General features: G+C 61.6%; 13 protein-coding genes. 9 read left to right on the top strand and 4 right to left on the bottom strand.

The annotated features are described in order from the left end of the window. Position 1: 1 nt before the first annotated feature. From fabA to AC0J41_RS18650, 4 genes are all read right to left on the bottom strand, one after another. Complete coding sequence (gene fabA, locus AC0J41_RS18665; RefSeq protein WP_003227150.1) at positions 2 to 517, bottom strand: 3-hydroxyacyl-[acyl-carrier-protein] dehydratase FabA; 516 nt, start codon at positions 515 to 517, stop codon at positions 2 to 4. A gap of 247 nt (positions 518 to 764) precedes the next feature. Next, positions 765 to 2,669 (bottom strand): ATP-binding protein, encoded by a 1,905-nt coding sequence (locus tag AC0J41_RS18660; protein ID WP_473013276.1) that lies wholly within the window; start codon positions 2,667 to 2,669, stop codon positions 765 to 767. Continuing rightward, entirely contained in the window at positions 2,666 to 3,598 is a 933-nt protein-coding gene (locus AC0J41_RS18655) for an ABC transporter substrate-binding protein (protein ID WP_473013275.1), read from the bottom strand. Before AC0J41_RS18655 ends, AC0J41_RS18660 begins: the two co-directional genes overlap by 4 nt. 1 nt (position 3,599) lies before the next feature. Further along, positions 3,600 to 5,723: a TonB-dependent receptor plug domain-containing protein gene (locus AC0J41_RS18650; RefSeq protein ID WP_473013274.1), complete on the bottom strand. Its 2,124-nt coding sequence runs from the start codon at positions 5,721 to 5,723 to the stop codon at positions 3,600 to 3,602. A gap of 196 nt (positions 5,724 to 5,919) precedes the next feature. On the opposite strand from AC0J41_RS18650, the gene AC0J41_RS18645 reads away from it, so the two are divergent. The 9 genes from AC0J41_RS18645 to AC0J41_RS18605 all read left to right on the top strand — a co-directional run bounded on the left by AC0J41_RS18645 (position 5,920) and on the right by AC0J41_RS18605 (position 13,902). Further along, a complete protein-coding gene (locus AC0J41_RS18645) occupies positions 5,920 to 6,945 on the top strand; it encodes an NAD(P)H-dependent glycerol-3-phosphate dehydrogenase (RefSeq protein WP_007968955.1) in 1,026 nt (341 codons plus the stop codon). A gap of 18 nt (positions 6,946 to 6,963) precedes the next feature. Next, on the top strand, positions 6,964 to 7,311 hold the full coding sequence (locus AC0J41_RS18640) for a DUF4389 domain-containing protein (protein ID WP_025112968.1): 348 nt from the start codon (positions 6,964 to 6,966) through the stop codon (positions 7,309 to 7,311). After that, the gene (gene sixA, locus AC0J41_RS18635; RefSeq protein WP_025112969.1) at positions 7,308 to 7,760 is read left to right on the top strand and encodes a phosphohistidine phosphatase SixA; all 453 of its coding nucleotides are present in this window, start codon (positions 7,308 to 7,310) and stop codon (positions 7,758 to 7,760) included. The genes AC0J41_RS18640 and sixA overlap by 4 nt, the downstream gene beginning before the upstream one ends. Before the next feature lie 202 nt (positions 7,761 to 7,962). After that, positions 7,963 to 9,618: an AMP-binding protein gene (locus AC0J41_RS18630; protein WP_473013273.1), complete on the top strand. Its 1,656-nt coding sequence runs from the start codon at positions 7,963 to 7,965 to the stop codon at positions 9,616 to 9,618. A gap of 31 nt (positions 9,619 to 9,649) precedes the next feature. Beyond that, a complete protein-coding gene (locus AC0J41_RS18625; protein ID WP_025112971.1) occupies positions 9,650 to 10,093 on the top strand; it encodes a hotdog fold thioesterase in 444 nt (147 codons plus the stop codon). A gap of 119 nt (positions 10,094 to 10,212) precedes the next feature. Further along, positions 10,213 to 11,019, top strand: coding sequence for an alpha/beta fold hydrolase (locus AC0J41_RS18620; RefSeq protein ID WP_025112972.1), 807 nt, complete (start codon positions 10,213 to 10,215; stop codon positions 11,017 to 11,019). Continuing rightward, positions 11,016 to 11,870 carry an alpha/beta hydrolase gene (locus tag AC0J41_RS18615; RefSeq protein ID WP_025112973.1) on the top strand — a complete coding sequence of 285 codons (855 nt, stop codon included), beginning with the start codon at positions 11,016 to 11,018 and terminating at the stop codon, positions 11,868 to 11,870. Before AC0J41_RS18620 ends, AC0J41_RS18615 begins: the two co-directional genes overlap by 4 nt. Positions 11,871 to 11,985: 115 nt before the next feature. Beyond that, positions 11,986 to 12,792 (top strand): DUF4892 domain-containing protein, encoded by an 807-nt coding sequence (locus tag AC0J41_RS18610; RefSeq protein ID WP_473013272.1) that lies wholly within the window; start codon positions 11,986 to 11,988, stop codon positions 12,790 to 12,792. Between the two features lie 69 nt (positions 12,793 to 12,861). After that, complete coding sequence (locus AC0J41_RS18605; RefSeq protein WP_025112975.1) at positions 12,862 to 13,902, top strand: AI-2E family transporter; 1,041 nt, start codon at positions 12,862 to 12,864, stop codon at positions 13,900 to 13,902. Positions 13,903 to 14,020 lie beyond the last annotated feature (118 nt).

Genomic DNA, 14,020 nt, shown 5'->3' with positions numbered 1-14,020 from the left:
CTTAGAAGTTGTCAGTGGAGGTGAACACGCCGACGCGAAGGCCTTCGGCGGTGTAGATTTCGCGACCGTCGACAGTCACCGAACCATCGGCGATGGCCAGGTTCAGCTTGCCCTTGAGGACGCGTTTGATATGAATGTTGTAGGTGACTTTCTTGGCGGTCGGCAGCACCTGGCCGAAGAATTTCACTTCGCCCGAACCCAGCGCACGGCCGCGGCCCGGCAGGCCTTGCCAGCCCAGGAAGAAGCCGACCAGTTGCCACATGGCGTCCAGACCCAGGCAGCCCGGCATCACCGGATCGCCTTCGAAGTGGCACGCGAAGAACCACAGGTCAGGGTTGATATCCAGCTCGGCGACCAATTCACCTTTGCCGTACTTGCCGCCTTCTTCGCTGATCAGGGTGATGCGATCCACCATCAGCATGTTCGGGGCGGGCAGTTGCGCGTTACCCGGGCCGAACAGCTCACCGCGACTGCAGCGCAGCAGATCTTCCCGAGTAAAGGCGTTTTGTTTGGTCATGCGAGCTCCTCAATAATCCCATGCGGCAGGTGGGGCAAATCTTCCCGGCCGATCGACGCGTTCATGCCTCGTACCGGCAGCCTACTCATAGACTATTGCGTTGTGGTGAAAGTCACAGCACCAAGGACATGAATGTACACTTGTGCACTGAAATTTTTATTCAAGCCCCTTTTGAGGCTCGTTCGGGTGCCTAAGACTGCCGCACTTTCGCTTTTCACGCCAGTCGCAGATGGTCGAAAAACCGTCACTACTGCACCCAGCGCTGCAGAATCTGTTGTAGGTCATTGCGTTTGAACGGCTTCGCCAGATAATCGTTCATGCCCGCCGACAGGCAGGTTTCGCGGTCCCCCTGCAACGCGTTGGCGGTCAGCGCGATGATGGGCACGTCACTGCGTCCGGGCAGCAGACGGATCTGCCGGGTAGCCTCATACCCGTCGATGATCGGCAGACGGCAATCCATCAGAATCACTTCAAAATCATTGCCTTCGGCGCTGCGTACCGCCTGCGCGCCGTCGGTGGCGACGCTCACAGTAAAGCCCAGGCTGCGCAACATTGCCTCGATGACGGTCTGGTTGACCGGATTGTCCTCCACCAGCAACACATTGCGCCCCTCACCGTGCCCGTTGCCATTGGCCGCACGCGGTGCCGCCAGTTGCGGCAACGTCTGCTTATATAAGGCCAGCGGGATTTCCAGGGTGAACACCGAGCCCCGGCCTTCTTCACTTTGCGCACGCAACGTTCCACCCATGCGTTCGGCCAGGGTACGGGCGATCGGCAAGCCGAGTCCGGTACCGCCATAACGCCGCGAAATCGAACTGTCGGCTTGCTGGAACGCGTCGAACATCAACTCCAGGCTTTGCGAGGAGATCCCGATGCCGCTGTCGCGCACCGAACAGGTGAACCACAGCAGTTCGTGATCCAGCGACTGCCACTGCGCCTCGATGCTGACCCGGCCGCGCTCGGTGAACTTCAAGGCGTTGCCCACCAGATTGACCAGAATCTGCCGGATCCGCGTCGGGTCACCCTGCACCTGCAAGTCGCGCATGTCATCGGGAATCCGCAGGTTCAGGTCCAGGCCCCGCTGGGCTGCGCTGTGCTGGAACGACTGGGCGCAAGCGCCGATCAGGTCGGCGAGGTTGAACGGGATGTGCTCAAGCTCCAGCTCCGAGCGTTCGATCCGCGAGAAGTCGAGAATGTCGTTGATGACTTTCAGCAGATGCTCGGTGGACTCCGAAGCGAGCGCTGCATACTCGATCTGCTCCTCGGTCATTTCCGTGGTTTCCAGCAACTGCAACATGCCCAGCACCCCGTTCATGGGCGTGCGCAGTTCGTGGCTCATCATCGCCAGGAAATCGGATTTGGCGTTGTTGGCTTTTTCCGCTTCTTCGCGGGTCTGGATCAGTTGCGCCATCGCCTGATGCTGTTCGCGGCTGGCCTGCTCCAGTGCCTGGGCGAGGTTGTTGATGTGCTGCGACAGGGCGCCTAGTTCGGTGTCATCGACAATCGGCAGCGGGGTTTTGTAGTCACCCTGTTGAATCGCCTTGACCGCGTTGCCGATATCGCGAATCGGCGCCGACAGGCTGCCGGCCAGACGCCGCGCCAGAACAAAAGTGAAGAGCAGGGCGAACAACGCCAGTATCCCTGCCTTGAGCAGGATTTCCTGTTGGCGCTGACTGAAGGCATCGTTGGACAGGCCGACGATCACCCGGCCCAGATAATCCTCGCTGGTCACGTTGATGCTGGCTTTGGCGTCGTGGAAAAAATCGCTGTTCAAGGCGATCCGTTGCAGACGCACCGGTGCCTGGAACACTTCGACCTGATGCGGTCGGTTGTGTGTGTCAGAGGCTTGTTCAACGTAGGCCAGAATCCGGTTGGCGCTGTCCTGCACCTCGATGAAGCGAACGTTCGGTGTAGCCAGTGTCGCTTTGAGCAGGCTTTCCAGCACTTCGTTGTTGCCGGAAATCACCCCGTACTCGGTGGCGGGGGCCAGTTGATTGGCGATCAGTTGCCCGGTGTGATTGAGCTCCTGACGCAAATCCTGGATGCGCACGAAGGTAAAGAAACTGATCAGCAACAGCGTGAGCAGCAGCGCAGGGCCCAGGCTGATCAGTTGCGTGCGGGTGTTGATGTCCCAGCGGCGACGCAGATTCATGGGTGGCTTTCTCCTTCAGCCAACTGGCGGGCAACAGACGCTTCATCGATTGGCTCGATACCCAGGGAACGAGCGACCTGCGCATTACTTGAAACTTTAAAACGTTGCGGATACAGGGTTCGCGGCCACGTGGCCGGAGGGCGGTCGAGCAACTCGTCGAGGATCGCCAGCCAATCGGGCTGATCGCTGTACGTGCTGGCCAGGCTGCCGGCACGGACAAACGCCGCGTTTGGCCCGACCAGGGCGATTTGCCGCGAGTAGCTGCTGAGCAGCAGGTTTTTCGCGGTTTTCGGGTTGTACAGGTCCGGGTCGTCGAGGCCCAGCAGCACGTCACTGTTTTTCAGCACTGTCTGCAACGGGCGGCTGTCCTGAGTGTTGTCCCAGCGCTGGCTGACGATCTGCAGATTGAGCGGAACGGCGGCCTGGCGCAGCTCCTTGAGCAGGAATTCGCTGTGTTGGTCGAACAGCACGCCGACCCGCCGCGCCTGCGGCAGAATCCGCTGGATCAATTGCAGTTGCCGGCCCAGCGGTGGATCGCTCCACAGCAGGCTCAAGTGCGCCGGTTGCGCGCCCCCCAAGCGCTGCCGGGCTTGCAGGCGGCTGATGCGCAACACCAGCGTCGCCGGTCCCTGAGGCTCTTTAAGGCGCCAATCGAGGCTGGGCAGGTCGAGCAGAATCATCCGCAGGTTGTTCGGCAACTTGCCCGGCGCCGGCAGGCTGGCCAATGGCTGGAACCGCACGTTATCGGTGGGGCGCAGCTCGCTCAAGGCCTGGACGAAGGCCTGCACGCCAGGACTTTCTTCGGCGCCGGTCAGCAGAATATCGGCCGCTTGCACCGCCACGCCGTGAAGCCACGCGGTCAAAAACAGACAGGCACCGGCCAGCCAGTGGCCAAGGGTTGGCGTCTTGTTTGCCGTGCCGTAGCGCACCTTAGAACTCCAGCTCGGCGCTGAAATACATCACCCGGCGCTCGTCGTAATTGTTGTCGACGAAGGTGGTCGGCTCGTTATCGAGTCGCTGTTGCAGGACGCCGGCCAGTTGCAATTGAGCCTTGCCTAAAGCGATGCGTTTGGCGATGCGCGTGTCGACTCGCTCGAAGCGGTAGCCGTTGAGCGCGTTGTCGCCGTAATAGAAGAGGGCGCTGTTCCAGCCGTGCCCCCAATCGCGCAGCCAACCGGCGGAGCCGCTGTTGCGTGAGGTGAATTGCTGATCCAGTGGATTGCTTGCCTCGGCATCGACGAAAGCGTACGTGAAGCGCAGGCGATCGATCATGCTCAGGCGCCAGTCGAGCTGGGTTTCAGTGCCGCGAAAACGTGAGCTGTTGGCGTTGCTGGCGATGTACTGGTTGTTGCGCAGCGGCTCGCTGATCATCCCGGTGATTTCGTCGTAGAACAGCTTCACATCGACCGCCAGCCCCAGCTCGGCGAAATAGCCGTTGTAGCCCAGCTCGCGCGAGCGCATGTGCTCCTGATCGAGATTGCCCGGGCCGCGGGTCTTGACGAAGTAGCGGGCTGAAGACTGACCGTAGGCCGAGGGCCGCAGGTTGCTCACCTGATAGCTCCAGTTGACGTTGTTCTCGAACATGTCCGGCGAGCGGATCGCCTCCGAGTACACCGCGCGCAGGCCATGGCGCGGATTGATCAGGTAATTGACCGCGAACCGGGGCGTCAGCGAACTGCCGATCAGTTGGGTGTTTTCGAACATTGCGCCGCCCTGCAACAGCCAGTGTTCGCTGGCGCGCCATTCCAGTTGGCCGAACGCACGCCAAGTGGTGTCGTCCAGCGTGCCGTTGAAGTAGGTCTCGGAATCGGCCCGGTCGTAACGATAGTTCATGCCGCTGACCAGTCGCAGACTGTCGGACAGGCTGAGGGTGTCCTGCAATTCGAGGTCGTAGCGCGACTCGCGGGCGCTTTGGTCAATGTCGCCGCACAGGGTCTGGCTGGCACCGTTGCGCCACTGATCCAGCACTTGATTGGCCAGGGCCATTTCCTGTGGGGTGCCAGCCTCCGGGCCGGGGCCGGTGAAGCGGGTGATGTTGCGCGCCAGGCGTTCGGTGTAGTTCGGGTTCAGCTGCCACAACTGCGTCAGCTGCGGGCTGAACGACACTTCGGCATCGCAGGCGCGCCACACTTGCTGGCGATCCCAGTGCTGGGCCGAACCTTGTATATAAAGGCTGTGTTGCGGATTGATGTCGAGATTCCAGCGCACCGAGCCGGCGTAATCCTTGGCCACCACGTCAGAATTGTTCCCGGCAGCGGTAATCCCCGAGAACACCGGGTGGTAGGTGTAAGGTCGCTGATTGGTGCCATCCTTCGCGTTGACCTGCCAGTCGAGGCTCTGGTTGTCGCTCAGGGTATGGCTGACGGCGAGGCTGAAGCGGTTCAAGCGACGGCTGTCACGATAATCGGCGCCAGTGCGGTCGCTGTCGAAGCCGTTGTCTTCCTGGCCGGACAGCGACAGACGCAGATCGCCGCCATTCCAGCCGGTGCCCTGGCTGGCATAGAAATCGTTGATGCCGCGCTGGCCGCGGGTGTACTTCAGTCGCGTGCCGTGGCTGTCCGCCGGGTTGCGGGTGATGATGTTGACCACCGCCATCAGCGCGTTGGCGCCATAGCTGACGGTGTTCGGCCCACGGAAAACCTCGATGCGCTCGATGTCTTCCATGGCCACCGGAATGTCGCTCCAGTCCACCGTGGCGAGGCCCGCGCGGTACACCGAGCGGCCATCGATCAACACCTGCATGCGTCGCGCTTCACTGGCATTGGTCCCGTGATAGTTGACCGCCGCCTGATTGCCGCTGATGTTGCCGACCATCATCCCCGGCACCAGGCGCAGCAGTTCGCTGATGTCGCGGGCGCCGCTGGCGTTGATCAATTCACTGTCGATGACGGTCATGCTCCCCGGCACTTCCGCTGGCGTCTGTTTCAGGCGCGTGGCCGTCAGCACCTGCGGCAGCGTTTCGCTGTCGACAAACAGGTCGTCCGCCTGCAATACCGGGCTGAACAACAGCGCCAGTAACAGGGACGAACGCGAAGGGTGAGAGCCAAAAGACACGACACAGCCTTGATCACAATGAATTGGCGCGCATGTTAACCGAGGGCAGCGAGTTTTCCAGTCACGATGCGGGCATTTTCCTCGGTTTTATTGGTCTTCTTCCTACAAGTGCCGGTAATTGACGCAGGGGCTGGCCGCGACCCGGTCGCCCCGTATAATGCCGGCATCGCCACTGGTATGGATTAACGGATTGCATATGACTGAACAGCGCCCGATTGCGGTCCTGGGAGGCGGAAGTTTTGGTACCGCCGTGGCCAATCTTTTGGCCGAGAACGGCCATCAAGTCCGGCAGTGGATGCGTGACCCCGAGCAGGCCGAGGCCATCCGGGTCAATCGCGAAAACCCGCGTTACCTCAAAGGCATCAAGATTCTGCCGGGAGTGACCGCCGTCACTGACCTGCAGGCAACCCTCGACGCCTGCGAACTGTGCTTCGTCGCGCTGCCATCAAGCGCGCTGCGCACGGTGCTGGCCGCCCATGCCGAGCGCTTGAGCGGCAAGATGCTGGTCAGCCTGACCAAGGGCATCGAAGCCCACACGTTCAAACTGATGAGCCAGATCCTCGAAGAGATCGCCCCACAGGCGCGTATCGGCGTGTTGTCCGGGCCGAACCTGGCGCGTGAGATCGCCGAGCACGCGCTGACCGCCACCGTGGTCGCCAGTGAAGACGAGGAACTGTGCAAACAGGTGCAGGCCGCGCTGCATGGTCGCACTTTCCGCGTTTACGCCAGTGCCGACCGCTTCGGTGTTGAACTGGGCGGCGCGTTGAAAAACGTCTATGCAATCATCGCCGGCATGGCGGTAGCGCTGGAGATGGGCGAGAACACCAAGAGCATGCTGATCACTCGCGCCTTGGCCGAGATGACCCGGTTTGCGGTGAATCAGGGCGCGAACCCGATGACCTTCCTCGGGCTGGCCGGGGTCGGTGACTTGATCGTCACCTGCTCGTCGCCCAAGAGCCGTAACTATCAGGTCGGGTTTGCCCTCGGTCAGGGCTTGAGCCTTGATGAAGCGGTGTCGCGCCTGGGCGAAGTGGCCGAAGGCGTGAACACCCTGAAAGTGCTCAAGGCCAAGTCCCAAGAAGTTGGCGTGTACATGCCGCTGGTCGCCGGGCTGCATGCGATCCTGTTTGAAGGACGCACGCTGGAACAGGTGATCGGTCTACTGATGCGTGCCGAGCCGAAAACCGATGTCGACTTTATTTCCACCAGCGGTTTCAACTGATTCAACAGGAAGCGAGCCATGAACGATCCGAAAACCGAAGCCAAGTACGAATCCATCCTCCTGCGGGTGCTGTGGATGATCGTCTACGTGCTGGTCTGGCAAGTGGCGCAGTTCATCCTCGGCGCGGTGGTGCTGGTGCAACTGATCTATCGTTTGATTTATGGCGCGCCGAGCGCCGGCCTGATGAATTTTGGCGACAGCCTGAGCCAGTTTCTGGCGCAGATCGGCCGCTTCGGCAGCTTTCACAGCGACCAGAAACCGTGGCCGTTCGCCGACTGGCCAACCCCGCGCGCCCCGGAAGGTGAAGCGCCGCACGCCGTGCCGCCAGCACCGCATCCGGCCCGAGATGAGGAACCCAAGCTATGAAACTCTGGGTATTGCGTCACGGTGAGGCCGAGCCTTATGGCTCGCGACCCGACTCCGAGCGGGAGCTGACCGAGCACGGTCGCAAGGAAGCCTTGAGCAGTGCGGCCCGGTTGATCGGCCAGCCGCTGACCGCGATCTACGCCAGCCCTTATCTGCGTGCGCAGCAGACCGCGCAGATTGTCCGCGAGGCGCTGGGTTTCGAGCCGGAGATTCGCACTGTCGAGTGGCTGACGCCGGAGACCGACCCGGACAAGGTCACCGATCAACTGGTCTCGGTGAGCAATGTGCTGCTGGTCAGCCACAACCCGCTGGTGGGCAATCTGCTCAGCTATCTGCAGCATGGCGCCGGGTATCCGCCGGAGAAGGTCAGCACCGCTGGCCTGGCTGAGCTGGAAAGCCCTGAACTGCTGATCGGCTCGATGACGCTTAACAGCCTCAAGCACCCCTGACGCTGATCCCTTGTGGGAGTGGGCTTGCTCGCGAATGCGGTGTATCAGTGACATTTACAGTGGCTGACACAGCGCATTCGCGAGCAAGCCCGCTCCCACAGGTGACCTCATAGTCAGTTGAAATTATTTGTTTGAATTTTCCAACCAAGCACTTGCTTGGTTGACTACGCTTGCTCCAGACCTAAAAACAGGAGCGAGTCGCATGTCTGCCGCATTCCGTTTGCCGCTGGACGTGTTTTACGAACGTGAGGCCCGGCACCCGCGCCAGAGTTTTCTCGTGCAGCCCACCGGCGGCGGGCAGGTCGAGACCCTGACCTGGGCCGATGTCGGCCATCAGGCCCGTTGCGCCGCGCACTGGCTGCGCGCCCGGGAATTGCCGCAAGGCAGCCACATCGCGCTGATCTCGAAAAACTGCGCGCACTGGATCATTGCCGATCTGGCGATCTGGATGGCCGGGCACGTCTCGGTGCCGCTGTATCCCAACCTCACAGCAGACTCCGTGGCTCAGGTCCTCACGCATTCGGAGAGTGTGCTGGCGTTCATCGGCAAACTCGATGACTGGCCCGGGATGTCCAAAGGGATTGCGTCGGGGCTGCCAACCATCAGCCTGCCGCTGCATCCGCCCGGCACGTTCGATTTCAGTTGGGACGAGCTGCTGAAGCGCTCGCCGATCCAGGACGATCCGCGCCCGGCGGCCGACCAACTGGCAACCATCATCTATACCTCCGGTACCACCGGGCTGCCCAAGGGCGTGATGCACAGTTTTGCCAATCTGGGGTTTGCCACCACTCGTGGCACGCAGCTGTTCGGCCTCAACGAGAACGACCGGCTGCTGTCGTACCTGCCGCTGTGCCATGTCGCCGAACGGATGTTCGTCGAGCTGGCCTCGATCTACACCGGGCAAACCGTGTTTTTTGCTGAAAGCCTCGACACCTTTATCACCGATCTGCAGCGGGCGCGGCCGACGGCAATGTTCGGCGTGCCGCGGATCTGGACCAGGTTCCAGATGGGCGTGTACGGCAAAATCCCGGCCAAACGCCTGGATTTCCTGCTGGGCCTGCCGTTGATTGGCAAGCGGGTAGGGCACAAGGTGTTGGCCGGGTTGGGGCTCGACGCATTACGCGTCGCCCTGTCCGGTGCGGCGCCGGTGCCACAGACCTTGCTCACCTGGTATCAGAAGCTTGGCCTTGATGTGCTGGAGGTCTATGGCATGACCGAGAGTTGCGGCTACTCGCATATCTGCCTGCCGGGCCAATACAAACAAGGCTGGATTGGCAGGCCGTGTCCGGAGGTCGAAGTGCGTATCGACGAGTCCGGCGAGGTGCAGGTGCGCAGTCAGGCGAACATGCTCGGTTATTTCAAGGAGCCGCAGAAAACCGCCGAAACCCTCACCGAGGACGGCTTCCTGCGTACTGGTGACAAGGGCGAGCAGGACGCCGAGGGGCGCCTGCGCCTGACCGGGCGGCTCAAGGAGATCTTCAAGACCAGCAAAGGCAAATACGTGGCCCCGGCGCCGATTGAGAACCGTCTGGCGGTGCACTCGCGAATCGAGCAGGTCTGCGTGGTGGGCGATGGTCTGAGTGCGCCGCTGGGCTTGTGCGTACTCTCGACGGTCCATCAGGAAGAGGGCCGGGCGAGTCTGCATTCGAGCCTGGAGAAACTGCTGGAGGAGGTCAACGCCGTGCTCGACAAGCATGAGCGGCTGCGGCGACTGGTGGTGGTCAAGGACAGCTGGGCGGTGGAAAACGGCTTTCTCACGCCGACGTTGAAGATCAAGCGCAATGTCATCGAAGACACCTACGGTGCGCAGTTTGCAGAATGGAGCGAGCGCAGCGAGGCGGTGCTGTGGCAGGATTGAGTAACGATCAAAACAACAAAGGAAGCCTGCGATGACCTTGTGGCGCACCACTCCGAACATCGAGCAGTTGAACGCAATCCAGAAAAACACCATCGGCGAAGTGCTGGATATCCGCTTCGAGTCTTTCGACGAAGAATCGCTGACGGCGAGCATGGTTATCGATCATCGCACTCACCAGCCTTACGGTCTGCTGCATGGCGGCGCCTCGGTGGTGCTGGCGGAAACCGTTGGCTCGATGGCCAGTTACCTGTGCATCGATGCCAGCAAGTTCTATTGCGTGGGCCTGGAGATCAACGCCAACCACTTGCGCGGCTTGCGCAGTGGGCGAGTGACGGCGGTGGCCAGGCCGATTCATATCGGCCGCACCACGCATGTCTGGGACATCCGCCTGACCAGCGATGAAGGCAAGGCCAGCTGTGTCTCACGCCTGACCATGGCGGTGGTGCCGCTGGGCGAGCAGCCGCCGGCACGTTGAAGTCCGATGCATCCATAGCCGTGACCGGACTGTCATCATTCCTGGCAGTTACGGTCATTGCTCAGGGGCGCGCTCTTGCGGACAATCAGCGGCATGTTTCCGCTCATGGATTTACCAGCATGTCGCAGCCGATCTTTTTCACCCACGCCAACGGGTTTCCCTCGGGCACCTATGGCAAGTTGTTCGCGGCGCTGGCGCCCGAGTATCGGGTCGCGCATCTGGAACTGCATGCTCATGACCCGCGTTTCCCGGCGGACGACAACTGGTACAACCTGGTTGACGAACTGATCCACCATTTGCAGCAACAGGATCAACCGGTGTGGGGCGTCGGTCATTCCTTTGGCGGCGTGTTGCACCTGCACGCGGCGCTGCGTTGCCCTGAGCTGTATCGGGGCGTGGTGATGCTCGATTCGCCGGTGCTGACCCGCACCGACCAATGGGTGATCCGCGCCGCCAAGCGCTTCGGTTTCATCGACAAACTGACCCCCGCCGGCCGCACACTTGGCCGCCGCGAAGAGTTTGCCGACCTCGCCAGTGCGCGCAGCTACTTTGCGGGTAAAACCCTGTTCCGCGGTTTTGATCCGGAGTGCTTCGATGCCTACCTGCAACACGGTTTGCACCAGGTCGGCGACAAGTTGCGCCTGCGCTTCGATCCGGCCACCGAAATCAGCATCTATCGCGGCGTGCCGCACACCAGTCCGGGCCGCACCCGGCAACTGAAAGTGCCGCTGGCGGTGGTACGCGGGCATAAGAGTCGCGTGGTGATGCGTCATCACGGCAGTTTCGTTTCGCGCCTGCCGCAGGGTGAATTACTGAGCATGCCCGGCGGGCATATGTTTCCGCTGGAACGTCCGCAGGACACCGCACGACTGCTGAAGAATCTGTTCAATCGCTGGGAAGGTCGTCAGGACAAGGACTGCGCATGAACCCGTCCTTCGAAGAAGTGCGCCTGAGCCTGCCGCATATCGAACTGGCGGCGCATTTGTTCGGTCCCGAGGACGGCCTGCCGGTGATTGCCCTGCATGGCTGGCTCGATAATGCCAACAGCTTTGCGCGGCTGGCGCCCAAGCTCAAAGGCCTGCGCATCATCGCGCTGGACATGGCCGGGCACGGTCACTCCGGGCATCGCCCGAACGGCGCCGGCTATGCCTTGTGGGACTATGCCCATGACGTGTTGCAGGTCGCCGAACAACTGGGCTGGAAGCGCTTCGGCCTGCTCGGGCACTCGATGGGCGCTATCGTTTCGCTGGTGCTGGCGGGCTCGTTACCGGAACGCATCAGCCATCTGGCGTTGATTGACGGAGTGATTCCGCCTACGGACAAAGGCGAAAACGCGGCCGAGCGCATGGGCATGGCCCTGCAGGCGCAACTGGACCTGCGCGAGAAACGCAAACCGGTCTACAACACCCTCGACCGCGCCATCGAAGCGCGGATGAAAGGCCTGGTGGCGGTCAGTCGCGAAGCCGCCGAACTGCTGGCGCAACGCGGCTTGATGCCGGTACCCGGCGGTTATACCTGGCGCACCGACAATCGCCTGACCCTGCCATCGCCGCTGCGCCTGACGCAGGAACAGGCCATGGCCTTCGTCCAGCGCATCACCTGCCCGGCACAACTGGTGGTCGCCGCCGACGGCATGTTGGCCAAACATCCCGAGTTGCTGGAACGTCTACCCTTTAGCCAGGAACAGCTGGCGGGCGGGCACCATTTGCACCTCAACGATGAGGCCGGTGCCGACCTTGTCGCAGACTGTTTCAATCGCTTCTTCGCCATTCCTTGACTTGCACCGGGCAACTGTCGAGGCTGGGCGGGTTGAAATGGGAGACAAACACGATGGATTTCTATACTGCTGCGACCCCGACCCGCCAAGCCATGCCGATCCGATGAGCCTGACTATGCGGTCACTCAGTCTGTTGGCGCTGTGCTGTTTCAGTCCCTTTCTATTCGCTGCCGATGTGCCTGGCAGCCAGGATCTGCAGATCGTGCCGCGTCTGGCCGATGCGCAGATCGTCGACTATCGCCCTCCTGTGGAACTCGAGCGGATCTACCCGCTGGGGTCGATCCGCAAGATCAGCGGCCAGTTGCGCTTCGACGGCCAGGTCACCGCACGCGGCCAGACCACTTCGGTGACCTACGAGTTGCCACCGGAACACGCCGCCACCGAAGCCTTCACCGCTGCCCGCGAAGCCCTGCAAAAGCAGGGCGCCGAGTTGCTGTTCTGGTGTCAGGCCCGCGACTGCGGCGAAAGCAGCCTGTGGGCCAACGAGGTGTTCGGCAATTCCAAACTGTACGGCGCGGACGAGCAACAGGCTTATCTGCTGTTGCGCCTGGCAGCCCCGAAGGACAACACCCTGGTGGCGCTATACAGCATCACCCGCGGCAATCGCAAAGCCTACCTGCATGTCGAGCAGTTCGAGGCGAGCGCGCCACTGGGCGAGTTGCTGCCGACCTCGGCCACGCTGTTGCGCCAGCTCAAGAGCACGGGCGAGCTGAACCTGCCCAAACTGGTGGGCGACCCGGATGACACCTGGCTGCGCCTGATTTCCCGTGGTTTGAACCTCGACACCACTCAGCGGGTGACGATTTCCGGGCCGAAGGCCGAGGCCTGGCGTCAGGCGCTGATCAGTCAGGGTGTGCGTGCGGCGCGGATGGAGGCGGGGAGTGCCGACACCGCGGGCCTGCGCATCGATCTGTTGCGATAAGCTGTATCGGGCGAGCACGCGTGGCGTGTTCGCCTACTCTTTGACTGACTGACTTTTTCGAGACTCTACATGCTCAATAACGATCGGCTGTTGGTGCAAATCCTCCTGCTGGTGCTGTTTGGTGCCAGTTTCTGGGTGATGGCGCCGTTCTGGTCGGCGCTGTTCTGGGGCGCGGTGCTGGCGTTCGCCAGTTGGCCGCTGATGCGCCTGCTGACCCGTTGGCTGAATGGCCGCGAGTCACTCGCTGCAGCTATCTTGACCCTGGGCTGGATGTTGCTGGTGGCGGCGCCGCTGGTGTGGCTGGGGTTCAACCTGGCGGATCACGTGCGTGATGCCACGGCGTTCATCAAGGATGTGCAGGTCGACGGTCTGCCGGAGGCGCCGGTCTGGCTCGGCACCGTGCCGCTGGTGGGTGAACGGCTGGTCGGGGTCTGGAACAGCATCGATCAGCAAGGCGCGGCGTTGATGGTGTCGATCAAGCCGTATCTGGGGCAGGTCGGTAACTGGCTGCTGGCGCGCAGTGCGCAGATTGGCGGCGGGATTCTCGAGCTGACCCTGAGTATTGTTTTCGTGTTCTTTTTCTACCGTGACGGGCCGCGGCTGGCGGCGTTTGTGCACAGTCTGCTGGAACGGCTGATCGGTGAGCGGGCCGGGTATTACATCGAGCTGGTGGCCGGCACCGTGCAACGGGTGGTCAACGGGGTGATCGGTACGGCGGCGGCGCAGGCGATTCTGGCGTTGATCGGGTTTCTGATTGCCGGGGTGCCGGGGGCGCTGGTGCTGGGGATCGTGACGTTCCTGCTCAGTCTGATTCCGATGGGGCCGCCGTTGGTGTGGATTCCGGCCACGGCCTGGCTGGCGTGGAAGGGTGAGTATGGGATGGCGGTGTTTCTCGGGATCTGGGGGACGTTCATCATCAGTGGCGTGGATAACGTGTTGAAGCCTTATCTGATCAGCCGTGGCGGGAATCTGCCGTTGGTGATTGTGTTGCTTGGGGTTTTTGGGGGGTTGATTGCCTTTGGGTTTATCGGGTTGTTTATTGGGCCTACTTTGTTGGCGGTGGCTTATAGTTTGTTGACGGATTGGAGCAAGAGTCAGGCTCGGGTTTAGGTTTGGCTGGGATGCTTTGACTTGGCGGCCTTTGGGCCGACCAGGTTCTTGGGTTTTGTGGGCATATCCGTTGCTGCGGTAATGGCTACTTATGGTTTCGCCCTTACGGCGAGTCCCT

It is taken from the genome of Pseudomonas sp. Arb-4-2C, from assembly GCF_055755015.1.
Note: the sequence above shows the minus strand (reverse complement) of the source record. Positions and strands in the feature narration are given on the sequence as shown.

Coding starts and splice junctions, on each gene's coding strand:
- sixA (WP_025112969.1), top strand. CDS start 7,308: ATGAAACTCTGGGTATTGCGTCACGGTGAGGCCGAGCCTTATGGCTCG.
- AC0J41_RS18605 (WP_025112975.1), top strand. CDS start 12,862: ATGCTCAATAACGATCGGCTGTTGGTGCAAATCCTCCTGCTGGTGCTG.
- fabA (WP_003227150.1), bottom strand. CDS start 517: ATGACCAAACAAAACGCCTTTACTCGGGAAGATCTGCTGCGCTGCAGT.
- AC0J41_RS18660 (WP_473013276.1), bottom strand. CDS start 2,669: ATGAATCTGCGTCGCCGCTGGGACATCAACACCCGCACGCAACTGATC.
- AC0J41_RS18620 (WP_025112972.1), top strand. CDS start 10,213: ATGTCGCAGCCGATCTTTTTCACCCACGCCAACGGGTTTCCCTCGGGC.
- AC0J41_RS18640 (WP_025112968.1), top strand. CDS start 6,964: ATGAACGATCCGAAAACCGAAGCCAAGTACGAATCCATCCTCCTGCGG.
- AC0J41_RS18610 (WP_473013272.1), top strand. CDS start 11,986: ATGCGGTCACTCAGTCTGTTGGCGCTGTGCTGTTTCAGTCCCTTTCTA.
- AC0J41_RS18615 (WP_025112973.1), top strand. CDS start 11,016: ATGAACCCGTCCTTCGAAGAAGTGCGCCTGAGCCTGCCGCATATCGAA.
- AC0J41_RS18630 (WP_473013273.1), top strand. CDS start 7,963: ATGTCTGCCGCATTCCGTTTGCCGCTGGACGTGTTTTACGAACGTGAG.
- AC0J41_RS18645 (WP_007968955.1), top strand. CDS start 5,920: ATGACTGAACAGCGCCCGATTGCGGTCCTGGGAGGCGGAAGTTTTGGT.
- AC0J41_RS18625 (WP_025112971.1), top strand. CDS start 9,650: ATGACCTTGTGGCGCACCACTCCGAACATCGAGCAGTTGAACGCAATC.